The sequence below is a fragment of the Mesobacillus persicus genome (assembly GCF_900109925.1).
Lineage (GTDB): Bacteria > Bacillota > Bacilli > Bacillales > Cytobacillaceae > Mesobacillus_B > Mesobacillus_B persicus.
The window spans coordinates 1-15284 of the sequence record NZ_FOBW01000027.1 but is presented as its reverse complement, the minus strand read 5'-3'; the positions used below and the strand labels follow the sequence as shown (position 1 = coordinate 15284).

10 protein-coding genes and 2 riboswitches are annotated in these 15284 nt (G+C 39.7%); of the genes, 8 read left to right on the top strand and 2 right to left on the bottom strand.

Features of this window, described 5'->3' with window-relative positions:
* Positions 1-7: 7 nt before the first annotated feature.
* Together BMX30_RS22105 and cudC are read right to left on the bottom strand one after the other, a co-directional pair.
* Positions 8-895 carry a glycine betaine ABC transporter substrate-binding protein gene (locus tag BMX30_RS22105; RefSeq protein ID WP_090750390.1) on the bottom strand — a complete coding sequence of 296 codons (888 nt, stop codon included), beginning with the start codon at positions 893-895 and terminating at the stop codon, positions 8-10.
* A gap of 198 nt (positions 896-1093) precedes the next feature.
* Positions 1094-1645 carry a choline uptake/conversion transcriptional regulator CudC gene (cudC, locus tag BMX30_RS22100; RefSeq protein ID WP_090750388.1) on the bottom strand — a complete coding sequence of 184 codons (552 nt, stop codon included), beginning with the start codon at positions 1643-1645 and terminating at the stop codon, positions 1094-1096.
* A 288-nt stretch (positions 1646-1933) separates the two neighbouring features.
* Between cudC and betB the strand changes: the two genes are divergently transcribed.
* From betB to ptsG, 8 genes are all read left to right on the top strand, one after another.
* On the top strand, positions 1934-3406 hold the full coding sequence (gene betB, locus BMX30_RS22095; RefSeq protein ID WP_090750386.1) for a betaine-aldehyde dehydrogenase: 1473 nt from the start codon (positions 1934-1936) through the stop codon (positions 3404-3406).
* A 260-nt stretch (positions 3407-3666) separates the two neighbouring features.
* Entirely contained in the window at positions 3667-4620 is a 954-nt protein-coding gene (locus tag BMX30_RS22090; RefSeq protein WP_280140005.1) for an AAA family ATPase, read from the top strand.
* Positions 4621-4814: 194 nt separating this feature from the next.
* Positions 4815-5840 (top strand): DUF58 domain-containing protein, encoded by a 1026-nt coding sequence (locus tag BMX30_RS22085; RefSeq protein ID WP_342028089.1) that lies wholly within the window; start codon positions 4815-4817, stop codon positions 5838-5840.
* Between the two features lie 2 nt (positions 5841-5842).
* Complete coding sequence (locus BMX30_RS22080; RefSeq protein WP_244532695.1) at positions 5843-8032, top strand: transglutaminaseTgpA domain-containing protein; 2190 nt, start codon at positions 5843-5845, stop codon at positions 8030-8032.
* 33 nt (positions 8033-8065) lie between these two features.
* Positions 8066-8167, top strand: a riboswitch (purine riboswitch).
* 296 nt (positions 8168-8463) lie between these two features.
* Positions 8464-10005: a glutamine-hydrolyzing GMP synthase gene (gene guaA / locus BMX30_RS22075; protein WP_090750420.1), complete on the top strand. Its 1542-nt coding sequence runs from the start codon at positions 8464-8466 to the stop codon at positions 10003-10005.
* 101 nt (positions 10006-10106) lie between these two features.
* Positions 10107-10208: riboswitch (purine riboswitch) on the top strand.
* Between the two features lie 127 nt (positions 10209-10335).
* Positions 10336-11664 carry an NCS2 family permease gene (locus BMX30_RS22070; protein WP_090750381.1) on the top strand — a complete coding sequence of 443 codons (1329 nt, stop codon included), beginning with the start codon at positions 10336-10338 and terminating at the stop codon, positions 11662-11664.
* Between the two features lie 203 nt (positions 11665-11867).
* Entirely contained in the window at positions 11868-12710 is an 843-nt protein-coding gene (glcT, locus tag BMX30_RS22065) for a glucose PTS transporter transcription antiterminator GlcT (RefSeq protein ID WP_090750380.1), read from the top strand.
* Between the two features lie 202 nt (positions 12711-12912).
* The gene (gene ptsG, locus BMX30_RS22060) at positions 12913-14985 is read left to right on the top strand and encodes a glucose-specific PTS transporter subunit IIBC (RefSeq protein ID WP_090750378.1); all 2073 of its coding nucleotides are present in this window, start codon (positions 12913-12915) and stop codon (positions 14983-14985) included.
* The last annotated feature ends 299 nt before the right edge of the window (positions 14986-15284 follow it).

Genomic DNA, 15284 nt, shown 5'->3' with positions numbered 1-15284 from the left:
TAAGTCTTTATTTTACCCATTCATTAACTAAGTCTTGATTTTCTTCAATCCATTTCTTAGCGCCCTCAAGAGGGTCTTCAGCACTTTCTACATAGTCGATAAGCTGGCCAATTTGTTGGTCATCCATCTTCCAATTTTTCAACCATTCACTCACTTCTGGGTAATCTTCCTCGAATCCAAGTCTTGTAGCATGGTGAATCTTCTCTACACCACCAAATGTGTTCTGAGGATCTTCTAGGAACTTCAAGTCATATTTGGAGAATACAGAGTGAGGACTCCAAAGTGGTGACACAATCGGTGCACCATTTTCTACTGCTTTTCCAATCTCAGATAACATCGCAGGTTCAGAGCTCGATACTAGTTCAAACTCAAGATTATAATCTTTAATTAATTGTTCCGTAACTTCCATCGTACCTGCGCCAGGATCAAAACCGATAATTTCTCCATTAAACAGTTCTTTATGTTCATTTAAGTCTTCGACACTATTAATATCTTCTAGATAGGTTGGGACAACCAGTCCTACTTTTGCCTGATCAAACCAAGTAGCCTCTGAGAAATTAACAGTCTCATTAAATTTCTCCAAGTAAACAGCATCTTGAACTGGTAACCATATTTCTAAACTAGCATCCAGGCTGCCACTTTCTAAAGCTTTCATCGTAGCTCCCATGTTCAAATTGCTTAAACTCACTTTATAACCTTTATCCTCTAAAAGCGCTTTCCACATATTTGTGACTGCAATGTTTTCAGCCCAGTTAATTTGACCAATAGTTATTTCTTGGTCACTTCCCCCTGATTGTTCCCCGTTTGTTTCCGCATTACTGCTTCCGCATGCTGTTAATACAGCAACCATTAGCATTACGAATAGTATACTAAGTTCTTTTTTCCATTTGTTCATGTAGAAAAACTCCCCTTTGTTTATTATGTAATTAAATTAAAAATACCCATAACATTAAGAAATATTAAGTACGTTAAGAATATTTTTAACAAGAACATTAAACGAACCTAACCCTTATCTAGAAGAGGTAAGTACTATATTCAATAGTAGATAGTCTATAGCCATCCTCTATAGACTATCTAATTAAATCACTTTCAATTAATCTTGTTGATCTTTAGGTAGAAATTCGAATATTTTCCCACTCTTAATGCTTGCTACCAAGTCTTCCAACCAATGATAGTATTTTTTAGATTCTTCTAGTTGATCGTAATATTGTTTTGCTTCTGCAACTATCTCTGGTGTACTAGTGGAATCTTTAATGACATTGATAAAATCTTCTTGTGCTTCCTCAACTGCTTCCATATTCATCTTTATTTCGCGTTCCCACATCTGGCAATAAAATACCATAAAGGAGCGAAAGAAATTTTTCTCAGCTACATAGGTATGTTTTCTAGAACCGCGTGTAAATGTTTTTTTCACCATTTCGATTTCTTGAAGCTTACGGACACTAGTACTCATACTAGGTTTACTCATTCCGAGCTCAGTACGCATTTCATCAAGAGTCATCTGATCTTTAAAGTACATTGTCGCATATAAATTTGCAGCAGCTGGTGTTACACCATATAAGTCCATTGTCTCGGCGATGGCGCCAATGACTTTATCCTTGGCTTCTTCTATTTTAGTTCTCGATCTTTCAGTAGAATCACTCATAAAGTCGCTCCTTCATCTAAAGTAAAGCGCGTTAAATATTTATTAAATCTTCTTCACAAACTTTATGATACCGTGTTCAGATTAAATGTCAAATGGAAAACTTGGTTTTAACTAAATGCAAATGTCCATTAACACAGTAGGCTCAGGCATTCTAGCTGATTTTAATCCTTCTAAAATTTTGTGCTTTACCTTTATTTTTGACAGCCTAATAAAGACATGTTACTATTTTTAAAAAGTTAAATAAATTTTTAACAAACTTAATTTACATAAAAACTGGAGTTGATAGATTTGGGTCTAAACCAACAACAATACATTAATGGCAAATGGGTAGGAGCAATTTCAGGTAATACGCGTGAGATTATTAATCCCTTCAATCAGGAGATTATTGCGACCGTACCAGAGAGTGATGAATCAGATACAAAAGCGGCCATTGCTGCTGCAAGAGCAGCATTTGATAACGGAGAATGGTCTTCTACTCCAGCTACCCAGCGAGGGATGATTGTTAGGAAAATTGCTGAATTAATCGAAAGAGATAAAGAAGAACTTGCTAGATTAGAATCTTTAGATACTGGTAAAACAGTAGAAGAAAGCCGTGGAGACATGGATGATATTGCTGGCGTATTTCGTTATTATGCAGAGCTTGCAGATAAAGATGGCGGGGAATTGATTGATTCTCCAGTAGCGAACTCAATCAGTAAGGTCGTTCGCGAACCGGTAGGAGTGTGCGGTCAAATTACCCCATGGAATTACCCATTGCTACAAGCATCGTGGAAATTGGCTCCAGCCTTAGCTACAGGTAACACACTAGTGATGAAGCCGAGTGAAATCACACCACTTACTACGATAAAAGTATTCGAACTAATGGCAGAGGCAGGGGTGCCTGCTGGCGTTGCAAACCTAGTCCTTGGAGCGGGTCATACAGTTGGTGCAGAGTTAGCTAGTAACGTTGATGTCGATCTTATTTCCTTTACAGGTGGACTTGTTACTGGGAAGAAAATTATGCAAGCGGCTAGCAGCAATGTAAAGAAGCTTGCACTTGAACTTGGTGGGAAAAATCCGAACATCATCTTTGCAGATGCTGATTTTGAGACAGCTGTTGACCAAGCATTAAACGGGGTATTCTTCCATGCAGGACAAATTTGTTCAGCAGGGACAAGACTAATTGTAGAAGAAAGCATCCACGATGAGTTCGTTCACGCACTTGTTGAGCGAGTGAAAAAATTCAAACTAGGAAGCGGATTTGACGAAGACACACAAATGGGCCCGCTTATTTCAGCTGAGCACCTTGCGAAAGTCGAAAAGTATGTAGAAGCAGGCATTAAAGAAGGGGCGACATTAGCAGTCGGTGGTAAGCGTCCAGAAGATCCGGAACTGCAAAATGGGTTTTTCTACCTACCTACTATTTTCACAGACTGCACAACAGAAATGAGTATTGTTCAAGATGAAGCATTTGGCCCTATTATCACAGTTGAGAAATTCCGTACAGAAGAGGAAGCAGTAAAGCTTGCGAATGACTCAATCTACGGACTTGCCGGTGGGGTTTGGACAAACGATATTGTAAAAGCTGAGCGCTGTGTAGCAAAGATGCGCATGGGTACGGTTTGGATTAATGACTTCAACCTTTACTTCCCACATGCACCATGGGGTGGATTTAAACAGTCTGGGATTGGACGCGAACTAGGGAAACTAGGGATAGAAGAATATACCGAGACTAAGCATATATTCCATAACCTTAAGCCGGAACCGATTAACTGGTTCTAAGCTTTGGATTTATTATGAAGAACAAGGTGTTTCTTCTAATATTGATAATCAAAATTAGTGTTCTATTATAGTCTTTACAAGACCAAAGAAACTCCCCTTTTAGAGGAGTTTCTTTATTTATATCCAGAAAAATTATTATTCTAGTTTAGTGTGAAATTTTACAGAATATAGCGAAAATATCGTATAATAAAAGGAACATGGATAGGTGGAGTATGAATGGATTAATAGTTTTACTATATAAAATAAGGGGAGGGAATTGAGTGGTTAATCAAACAAACCCTGCGATAGAGAAGATAATAGAGAATATAGAAAAGGTCATGACAGGTAAGCGAGAGGTGGCTGAATTAAGTTTGGTCGCGCTTCTTGCGGGCGGACATGTCCTGCTTGAGGATGTGCCTGGTGTAGGGAAGACTTTGATGGTTCGGGCGCTAGCTAAATCAGTTAGTGCCGAGTTTCGTCGCATCCAGTTTACTCCTGATTTGCTGCCCTCTGATGTGACGGGTGTTTCGATATACAACCCAAAGGAAATGGAATTCCAGTTCCGTCCTGGACCAATTATGGGGAATATTATTCTAGCAGATGAAATCAATCGGACTTCTCCAAAAACTCAGTCTGCTCTTTTGGAGGGGATGGAAGAGAGTTCGTTGACCGTAGACGGTGTGACCCATAAGCTAGAAAGACCGTTTTTCGTTATGGCCACTCAAAATCCAATCGAGTATGAGGGAACCTACCCGCTTCCGGAGGCACAACTTGATCGCTTTCTTTTAAAAATGAGAATGGGCTATCCTAATTTAAAGGATGAAATGGAAGTCTTGCGCAGGGCACAAAAGGTTCTGCCTATTGAGGAGTTGCAATCCGTTATTAGTCTAGATGAGCTTCGTCAGATTCAAGAGGAGATTAAAAACGTCCATGTAGATGAATCGGTTAGAAGATATATTGTTGAGCTTTCCAAAGAAACTCGCACTCATCCAAGTGTCTATCTCGGTGTCAGCCCGCGTGGTTCAATTGCACTAATGAAGGCCTCTCAGGCGTTGGCATATATGCGTAGCAGAGATTATATCCTACCGGATGATATTCAATATTTAACCCCATTTGTGTTCTCTCACCGTATTATTCTAAAATCGGAGGCGCGGTTTGATGGAACGAATACGGATAGAGTTGTGAGCGATGTATTAAAGAAGGTGCCGGTTCCGGTACAAAGGCTCGCGAAATAATGAGGAAGTATTTTCAAAGGATAAAAGAGACTTGGAAACTAGTCCTTCTCTTGTTTTTGATTATGCTAACTTTTTCTTACGCCATGTTCCAAGGTGGTTTTGTCAGTTGGTTTTTATTTTATAGCTTTCTACCGTTTGCGCTTTATGCTCTATGTCTCGCCCTATATCCCGTAAAGGATTTTAAAGTGGAAAGAATGCTAGCTCATAGAGAATTTAATACCGGTGAAAAGATTAAAGTGGTGCTTACCATTAAGAGAAAACATTCCTTTCCCCTGTTATATGTCATTGTAGAAGAAGCAGCTTTTGGGGCTTTTTCAGGTATAGGGAAAATCGGTTTGGCGAAGGAAGTTTATTTTCTAGGCTTTAAGCGAGAGTTCCACATTCACTATAACATTGAAAATCTTCCTCGAGGGGAGCATCACTTTGAGGGAGTGCGAATCAAAACGGGTGATTTTTTTGGTTTGATTGAGAAGGAACGTTTTATAGCACTCGAGGATAAGATTCTCGTCTATCCTTCCTACGAAGAGATGAATTATCGGTCGTTGCTTCAGCAGTTTGATGAAGGAGCAACAGCTGCGAACGAACGGGTTCATCGTGATACCTCCATGTCCGTCGGCATTAGAGAGTATCAGCCCGGCGATCGCTTTTCATGGATAAACTGGAAGGCGACAGCAAAGCGTAACGAATTTATGACGAAAGAATTTGAGCAACAACGGAAGTCACACGATGTTTTGATTATAATGGACTCCATACTAGACCCTGGTTTTGAAGCGGTCGTTAGCTTTACAGCCTCGATTACAAGAGCCGTCTTAAGACAGGGAGCACAAGTTGGCCTCCTCACACTAGGTGCAGAGCGGGTTATGATCCCGACCCGAGGAGGAGATGTGCAGCAACAGCAGATTTTTTACCATTTGGCGAAAGTTCAAAGTCAGAGCAATGAATCTTTCGGACAGCTGCTAGAACAAGAGGTGTTTCTAGGTAATCAACATCACTCGTTGATGATTGTTACCGCTAAGTTTACAGAAGAGCTTCTTGATAAGGTGAGTACGAACTTTAGGAGAAATGGTAGCTATATTATATTTCTCGTTAAAAGAGAGCTAGAGCCTATTTCTAAAATAGAACGAAATTTCATTACAACAGCTCGTTCAAGAGGAATCCTAGTAAAGATTGTACATGAAGGCCACTTTGCCGAAACATTCTCGGAGGTGATGGGAGGTTGAGTGTGAGGAGAGAAAAAACAGATTTCACCACTTTTCTAGTATATGCTTTTAGCTTTCTGTTACTTTGGGAATGGTTAAGACCTGTTCAACAGCTTACAGATACGGGGCAAATGGGAGTCTTCCTAGGGTTTATCTTATTGGCTCTAGTGCTCTCCTTTTTAAAAGTGCCGTTTTTAGTAAGCCAATTTATAAAGGGAATTTATATATTGTATATGATTCTAGCCATCTACTATGATGGAATCTTTTCGTTGTCCTCAATTATATTCTTTCTTCAGGGGTTAAAAGGTAACTTCAGTTTGGTGTGGAATGGCCAGTTTATGGACCTGTCCAACTCCTTTAGGACATTATTATTTTTTATTCTCCTTTGGATGATGGCTTACTTAATCCAGTATTGGTTGGTTAAAAGGAAACGCATATTTGTCTTTTTCTTTATCACACTGGTTTTCATTACCGTATTAGATACTTTTACTACTTATGAGGCAAATGTGGCAATTGTTAGGACCATCAGTGTTGGCTTCGCTGTTATGGGACTACTAACGGCGAGCCGCTTAATAGATACAAAGGCGGTTGCAAATCATACGATTTTTAAAAGAAAATGGATGATTTCTTTAGTATCGATGGTCGCTTTAAGTGTTCTAATTGGTTATCTAGCACCAAAGGCTGATCCCATTTGGCCTGACCCGGTTGCGGGGATAAAATCTTACAATCCTAAAAGTGGTGTAGGTAATTCAGGGGAGAAAAGCGCAGGGTATGGTACGGATGATAGCAATTTGGGTGGACCGTTTACTGGCGATGATTCGATTGTATTTAATGCCGAAGTTGACGAAAGCCATTACTGGAAGGTCGAGACGAAGGATGTCTATACCGGGAAAGGTTGGGTAAGCTCTACTGGGGATGAACAGTCCTTTGATATTAGTCCCGAGGATGTTCCGATTTTGTCCGTCTATGACAGCGTCCCTTCTGAAGAACGAACGAGTACCGTCTTTAATGTGATTCGTTATCCACATATTCAATATCCTCAAGGACTAAAGGAAATTGAAACAGACGAGCATTATTCGTTTAGAATGAATCCGATAACTGAAAAAATCACGACCATACAGGATATCGCCCCAGAGCCAATCGAATCCTACACCGTATATTTTCGAGATCCCTCTTATCAAGTAGAGGATCTAAAAAAGAGCACTTCTCAAGCTGAGTCTAATTATGATTCTGTAAAGGAATGGTATACCCAACTTCCGGATGATTTACCTCCTAGTATAAGCGAGTTGGCCTTAGAGATTACTGAGGAAGAGGAAACTTCCTTTGATAAAGCAAGGGCCATTGAGCAATACTTTCAAGTGAATTCATATGTTTATGACCAGGTGAATGTAGCGGTTCCCGAAGAGGGTGATGATTACGTCGCACAATTTTTATTTGAAACAAAAAGAGGGTATTGTGATAATTTTTCAACTTCAATGGCCGTTATGCTAAGAACGCTGGATATTCCGACTCGTTGGGTCAAAGGATACACAGGTGGCGAACTTATTGAAAGGCTTGATTCAGGAAGACGAATCTATGAAGTCACAAATAATAATGCGCACTCTTGGGTAGAGGTCTTCTTTCCTGAAGTAGGTTGGGTTCCGTTTGAGCCAACTCGAGGATTTTCAAATAATATTGTGTTCGAAACGGATAATAGCACCGAAACGACACCAGAAAGACCGGAGGCCCAACCCGCTTCAGCACCGACTCCAGCAGAACGAGAAATGGAAAATATGGATGAGGAGCTCGGCTCTTCTAATAGATCGTTTAATTCGTGGCTTGAGGATAGACAGAAGGACTTTCTCGAGAATTGGAAGCTGCTCACTGGAATAGTGATGTTGATAGCAGGACTCGCCTTCTTTGGTTATCGGAAACGTAAAAGATGGCTCCCAATCTACTATATTCTAATCTATCGATTAAGAAAGAAAGATCAGTACTTCCCAGATGCCTATCTAACATTGTTGGCTCAACTCGACCGTTTTGGCCTCAAACGAAAGCAAGGGTCGACATTAAGAGAGTACGCAAAATATGTTGATTCTTTCTTTGTTAGTAATGAAATGCGGATTCTTACGGATCGATATGAACAATATCTATATCGAGATCTGTTAAAAGAAGGAGTTTGGATAGATTCAAAGAAAGAATGGGAAGCGTTAATGAAAAAAACTGCTACTTGACCAGAAAATTAGTATATTGATACAATGTTCTAGTAATTTAATAGTATACACCTTCGTATAACATCGATAATAGGGATCGAAAGTTTCTACCAAATCACCGTAAATGATTTGACTATGAAGGCAGAGAATATTCGGAACAACCTAACTAGAATTCTGCCTTTATCGTGATGATACGGGAGAATTCTAGTTTTTTTATTAGCACTTTTCTCAAGCTATTATAAGTGTTTGGGGCTATTATATATTGTAAACAGCCAACAATTATGAGAAAAGAGCTTGCAAAATAACTTTTAACGACAAATTAGCTTTACACAGGTTAAAATCGTCTATAGGATTTTAACAATCTTTACGAAAGAAGTCTTTGTTTAAAGGTGATATTAGATTAAGATCTAAATACAATTTTATTAATTGGGGTGACCAGTGTGGCAGAGAATATGGATGTTCAGGACCAAGAAAAGATTGTTGTATTGGACTTTGGTAGTCAATACAATCAGCTAATTACAAGGAGAATCAGGGAGTTCGGCGTCTACAGTGAACTTCATCCGCACACGATAACGGCAGAGGAAATAAAAAAAATGAATCCAAAAGGGATCATCTTTTCAGGTGGTCCGAATAGTGTCTATGATGATGGGTCGTTTCGCTGTGACGAAGAGATCTTCGAGCTAGGTCTTCCGATTCTAGGGATTTGCTACGGAATGCAATTAATGACTATGCACTTTGGTGGCAAAGTAGAGCCGGCGAAAAATCGAGAATATGGGAAGGCTCTATTAACCCTGCAAAATGAGAGTCCGCTTTTTAGTGAAACCCCAAAGGAACAGACTGTTTGGATGAGCCATGGAGATTTAGTGACAGAAGCGCCTCCTGGATTCCAGGTTGATGGGGTAAATCCTTCCTGCCCAATCTCGGCGATGAGTGATGTGAGCCGCGGATTATATGCTGTTCAATTCCATCCTGAAGTTCGCCATTCTGTTTACGGAACGGATTTACTAAAAAACTTTGTCTTTAAAGTGTGTGAATGTACCGGTAACTGGTCGATGGAAAACTTTATTGAAGTTGAAATTGCGAAAATTCGTCAAGAAGTTGGCGACAAAAAAGTGCTTTGTGCTTTAAGTGGTGGCGTGGATTCTTCTGTTGTCGCTGTTCTGATCCATAAAGCGATCGGTGATCAGCTAACCTGTATATTCGTTGATCATGGTTTACTTCGTAAGGGCGAAGCAGAAGGAGTAATGAAAACTTTTTCTGAAGGCTTCAATATGAATGTCATTAAAGTCGATGCAAAGGACCGATTCCTCAGCAAGTTAGAGGGAGTATCTGATCCAGAGAAAAAGCGGAAAATCATAGGGAACGAGTTTATCTATGTTTTTGATGATGAAGCTACAAAGCTTGAAGGGATAGACTTCCTAGCGCAAGGGACATTATATACCGATATTATTGAAAGTGGTACTGCAACGGCGCAAACAATTAAATCTCACCATAATGTCGGTGGCCTTCCAGAAGATATGCAATTTAAGTTAATTGAGCCGTTAAACACTCTGTTTAAGGACGAAGTAAGGGCGCTTGGTACGGAACTAGGAATTCCAGATGAAATTGTTTGGCGTCAACCGTTCCCTGGTCCAGGTCTTGGTATTCGTGTTCTAGGGGCAATCAGTGAAGAAAAGTTAGAAATCGTTCGAGAATCGGATGCTATTTTAAGGGAAGAGATTATCAAAGCCGGACTGGATCGGGATATCTGGCAGTACTTTACTGTCTTGCCTGATATCCGTAGCGTTGGGGTTATGGGCGATGCTAGAACCTATGACTATACCATTGGCATTCGTGCGGTTACGTCCATTGATGGAATGACCTCTGACTGGGCGAGAATTCCTTGGGACGTGCTTGAAGTGATTTCTACGAGGATTGTGAATGAAGTCCAACATATTAATCGTGTTGTTTATGATATCACTAGCAAACCACCAGCAACGATTGAGTGGGAGTAGGAAAAGGATAAAATTATACGAACAATTACTGGCGAACGTGTTAAAATGTTCGTCTTTTTTATTGACCTAGGAGAAAAGACCTGTTAAAATTAAGACAACATAATAAATAACCACAATATCGTCGTATAATCTTGGGGATATGGCCCATAAGTTTCTACCGAGCTACCGTAAAGAGCTTGACTACGCAGATTGTGAGTGGGGACTGTATTCTCTTTTTTCATTCCCTGTTTCACATCTATTAGTCAACGCTCCGGTTTATCGGAGCGTTTTCTTTTTGGGTTTATTGCAGAAATAAAAGACGATTAGATGATGAAATCAGGGGGAAATAAAATGAAAAAGTACTTTCAGTTTGAAGAATTAGGTACGAATTATCGTCGTGAATTCATCGGTGGGATGACGACTTTCCTAGCGATGGCGTATATTTTGGTGGTTAACCCATTGATTTTAACATTAGCAGATGTCCCGGACCTACCGGATGCAGTTCGGATGGATGCAGGAGCAGTATTTGTCGCTACAGCTTTATCTGCGGCTTTAGGTTCACTTATTATGGGGATATGGGCGAAGTACCCAATTGCGCTCGCGCCAGGGATGGGTTTAAATGCTTTCTTCGCTTATACAATTGTTTTAGGAAGTGGCGCTCCTTGGCAACATGGTTTAGCGGCTGTATTTGTTTCGGGGATTTTCTTCCTAGTATTAACTTTTTCAGGCTTGCGTGAAAAAATTATTAACGCGATTCCTGGAGAGTTAAAGTATGCAGTAAGTGCGGGGATTGGACTATTTATTACATTTATAGGTCTTAAAAATTCCGAGTTAATTGTTAGTGATCCGGCAACCTTTGTGGCGCTAGGAGATTTATCAAGTCCTAACACATTGTTGGCTATCTTTGGTCTCATAGTAACCGTTATAATGATGACCTGTGGAATTAATGGAGCGGTATTTTTCGGAATAGTGATTACCGTTATTGTAGGTATGATTTTCAATTTGATTCAAACTCCTGAAAGTGTTGTTGGTCCAGTACCTAGCATAGAGCCGACGTTTGGCGCGCTTTTCTCAGCCTTCGGTGATCCGTCTTTCTATACAACTACAATGTTAGCAACAATCCTGACTTTCATGTTTGTCGATTTCTTTGATACAGCTGGTACACTTGTAGGAGTGGCTAACCAGGCAGGAATGATGAAAGACAATAAACTACCTAGAGCTGGGAAAGCTTTGGCAGCTGATTCAACAGCAACGATTGTAGGTTCAATCCTTGGAACATCCACTGTAACGTCCTATGTTGAATCTTCGTCAGGTGTGGCTGCCGGTGCTAGAACAGGGTTTGCGTCCATTGTAACAGCGGGATTCTTCTTGTTAGCTATGTTTTTCTTCCCGGTATTATCTGTCATCACATCACCTGTTACAGCTCCAGCTTTAATTATTGTCGGTGTGCTAATGGTTTCTTCATTAGGTAAAATTGATTGGACTCGATTTGAAATTGCCGTTCCTGCCTTTTTAACAATCATTATTATGCCGCTTTCCTATAGTATTGCAACCGGAATAGCAGCGGGATTCATCTTCTACCCGATTACAATGATCATTAAAGGTCGGGCAAAAGAGATTCACCCAATTATGTATCTTCTATTTATTATCTTTTTACTGTATTTTATCTTCTTGACGTAAGGTCAAGGACTCAGCTCATAAAAGCTGGGTCCTTTTTTAATTGGCTATGGTAAAGTGCAATAGTCTTTATTGTTTGGCACCGGAACTAACATTAAGATAACATGCCCTCCATTTGGAAGCGGTTCAGTTTTCCAATTGACTTCTGTATAGGGCTTCTATACTATAATTCATTATGCCCAGGTTGTATAAAAGAGGGATGGATCATGTCTAATTTAGTAATAAATAAAGTGTTGAACAATAATGTCCTTATTGCTTCAGACCTTGAGTACGGGGAAGTTGTTTTAATTGGAAAAGGAATTGGCTTTAATCGCAAGCCAAGTGAGAAGATTGCGTCTGAAAATGCGGAGAAACTCTTTGTACTAAAGGATAAGAAAGAGCAGAAAAACTATATTAAATTGATTCCTTACTTAGAGGATAATCTTCAACAAGCGATCATTTCAGCAATCGACTTAATTAAAAGAAGAACCGATGAAGGTTTGAGTGAGCACATACACGTAGCCTTAACGGACCACTTATTATTTACTATCACCCGATTATCGCAAGGGATGGAAATTCGCAATCCGTTCTTAGTTGAGACAAAGACTTTATATCCACTGGAATATAGTATTGCAATAGAGGTGCTAGAGTTATTTAGAGAGAACATGCAGGTGCATTTACCAGAGGGTGAAGCGGGGTTTATTGCGCTACATATTCACAGTGCGATTTCAAATAAACAACTTTCGGAAGTCAACCAGCATTCCCAGCTTGTCACAAGATTGGTCAATATGATTGAGGAACAACTTGAAACAACGATTGATAAAGAAGGAATCGATTATATGAGGCTTGTTCGCCATCTGCGATTTGCGATAGAACGTGTAAAGAGCGGAGAAAAAGTAGAAGAACCAGAAAAAATTGTTTCTCTGTTGAAACAGGAATACCCATTATGCTATAATCTCTCATGGAAACTCATTAAAGTCATGCAACAAACGTTGAAAACACCTGTTTTCGACGCGGAAGCTGTTTATCTTACGATGCATTTACAACGGCTCCAGAAAAAAGTCAAATAGCCATCATAACTTTTTTACGTGTTACTGATTCGATCAGGCATGAGTAAAGAAGATAGTTAAGAGAAGTTGCTAGGGGAATAGACTACCCAGCGCTAGGGTACATTACCCATAACTTCCTTTAATTGTTTTCTTGCTCATGCCTTTTTTATTTGTTCTTTTTGGTTAAAGCTTAATGAGTTAAAAATATACTAGGAGGATATATATGTTTAAAAATGCTTTTGGCGTCCTGCAAAAAGTCGGTAAAGCGCTAATGCTACCGGTTGCACTTCTACCTGCAGCAGGGATATTACTAGCACTTGGAGCTGCGCTTAGAAACCCAGCTTTAATAGAATTAGCTCCATTTTTAGATAATAGTGGCGTTGATATGGTTGCGACCGTTATGCAAAGAGCAGGGGACATTGTCTTTGGTAATTTACCCTTATTATTTGCTGTCGGTGTCGCAGTAGGTCTTGCTGGTGGAGAAGGAGTAGCCGGCCTAGCTGCAATTATCGGTTACCTTATTATGAACGTGACAATGGGTGCGGTCTTAGGTCTTACCCCAGAGGACGTAAATGGACTTAATTATGCAAATATCCTAGGTATCCCTACCCTTCAAACAGGGGTATTTGGCGGTATTATCGTGGGTATTTTAGCTGCGGCGATGTATAACAAGTTCTTCGAAATTGAATTGCCTTCCTATTTAGGATTCTTTGCTGGTAAACGTTTTGTTCCTATTATTACAGCGGCAATGGCAATTCTATTAGGTCTAGCGATGTTAATCGTATGGCCGCCAATTCAAAATGGATTAAATGCCTTTTCACAAAACATGGTTCATGCGAATTTAACTTTATCCGCATTTATCTTTGGGGTAATCGAGCGTTCGTTAATTCCATTTGGTCTGCATCACATTTTCTATTCTCCATTCTGGTATGAGTTTGGTCAGTATACAACACTTGCTGGAGATGTCGTACGTGGGGATCAGCGGATTTTCATGGCGCAGATTACTGATAATGTACAGGAACTAACAGCTGGTACATTCATGACAGGTAAATTCCCATTCATGATGTTTGGTCTTCCAGCCGCTGCACTTGCTATTTACCATGAAGCACGTCCTGAACGCAAGGTAGTTGTCGGTGGTTTAATGGTATCCGCTGCACTAACTTCTTTCTTAACAGGGATTACCGAACCACTTGAGTTCTCATTCTTGTTTGTTGCTCCTGTTTTATTCGGGGTTCATGCAATCTTTGCTGGTCTCTCTTTCATGACTATGCACATATTAAATGTAAAAATCGGTATGACTTTCTCTGGTGGTTTAATTGACTATGTTCTATTTGGTTTAATTAATCCTCAGACAAATGCTTGGTTGGTTATTCCGGTCGGGCTTGTATTTGCGGTTATTTATTATTTTGGTTTCCGATTTGCTATTCGCAAATTCAACCTAATGACACCAGGTCGTGAGGATGTTGAAGAGGAAGAAGAAGGTACAAAAGGACAAGCTGGAGATCTTCCATACAATGTTCTTGAGGCAATGGGTGGTCAATCAAACATTTCACACCTTGATGCTTGTATCACTCGTCTTCGTGTATCTGTAAATGATATTAAACAAGTGGATAAAGACCGACTGAAAAAATTGGGTGCTGCTGGTGTACTAGAAGTTGGGAATAATATTCAGGCAATCTTTGGACCTCGTTCTGAAACAATTAAGGGCCAAATGCAAGATATTATAAAAGGAAAGAGACCTCGTCCAGTGGAAACAAAACAAGAATTAGAGGTTGAGCAACAAATTGAAGAAGTAAATCCAGAAGCATTACAGACTGAACATCATCATGATGATGCTAAAACTTCCTTTACTTCACCTATTAAAGGGGAAATTAAACCGATCACCGAAGTTCCTGATGCAGTATTCTCAGGGAAAATGATGGGCGATGGTTTTGCGATTGTTCCATCTGAAGGGGTTGTGGTTTCTCCAGTTGACGGGAAAATAGTGAACCTGTTTCCGACAAAGCACGCACTAGGGATCCTTTCTGATACAGGCCGTGAGATATTAATTCATGTTGGTATTGATACGGTTAATCTTAAAGGTGAAGGTTTTGAAACCTTAGTTAGTGAAAATGATAAGGTTGAAAAGGGTCAGCCATTATTAAAGGTCGACTTAGAATTTATTGAAAAGAATGCAACTTCTACTATTACTCCGATTGTGTTTACTAATCTTGCTGATGGTGAGAGTGTTACACTCAAGAAACAAGGAAACGTTGACTTAGCAGAAGAAGGCATCATTGAAATTACAAAGGACTAAAGAAGGCAGGCTCCTGAGTTCAGGAGCCTGTTTTATTTTTCTTAAAAATATCCACTGATTTTGATTGACTCTCTAGATTGAGGGTGTTATTATATTAAAGCAGTCGCAGCGAATGACATGTTGTGATTGTTAAGGGATTGAGTGTGACAGGTTAACAACATAAAAGATGAAGAAAGTTGTTGACAGTTACAATCGATCGTGATATATTAATAAAGTCGCTAACAACGACAACAAAAATTGCTCTTTGAAAACTAAACAAACAAGCGTCAACAAACAATTTTTATCATGTCTTCTATTAT

Bases quoted from the DNA above. Each gene is read 5' to 3' on its own strand.
- BMX30_RS22105 (WP_090750390.1), bottom strand. From the start codon at position 895: ATGAACAAATGGAAAAAAGAACTTAGTATACTATTCGTAATGCTAATG.
- cudC (WP_090750388.1), bottom strand. From the start codon at position 1,645: ATGAGTGATTCTACTGAAAGATCGAGAACTAAAATAGAAGAAGCCAAG.
- BMX30_RS22085 (WP_342028089.1), top strand. From the start codon at position 4,815: ATGCTAGCTCATAGAGAATTTAATACCGGTGAAAAGATTAAAGTGGTG.
- guaA (WP_090750420.1), top strand. From the start codon at position 8,464: ATGGATGTTCAGGACCAAGAAAAGATTGTTGTATTGGACTTTGGTAGT.
- BMX30_RS22070 (WP_090750381.1), top strand. From the start codon at position 10,336: ATGAAAAAGTACTTTCAGTTTGAAGAATTAGGTACGAATTATCGTCGT.
- glcT (WP_090750380.1), top strand. From the start codon at position 11,868: ATGTCTAATTTAGTAATAAATAAAGTGTTGAACAATAATGTCCTTATT.
- ptsG (WP_090750378.1), top strand. From the start codon at position 12,913: ATGTTTAAAAATGCTTTTGGCGTCCTGCAAAAAGTCGGTAAAGCGCTA.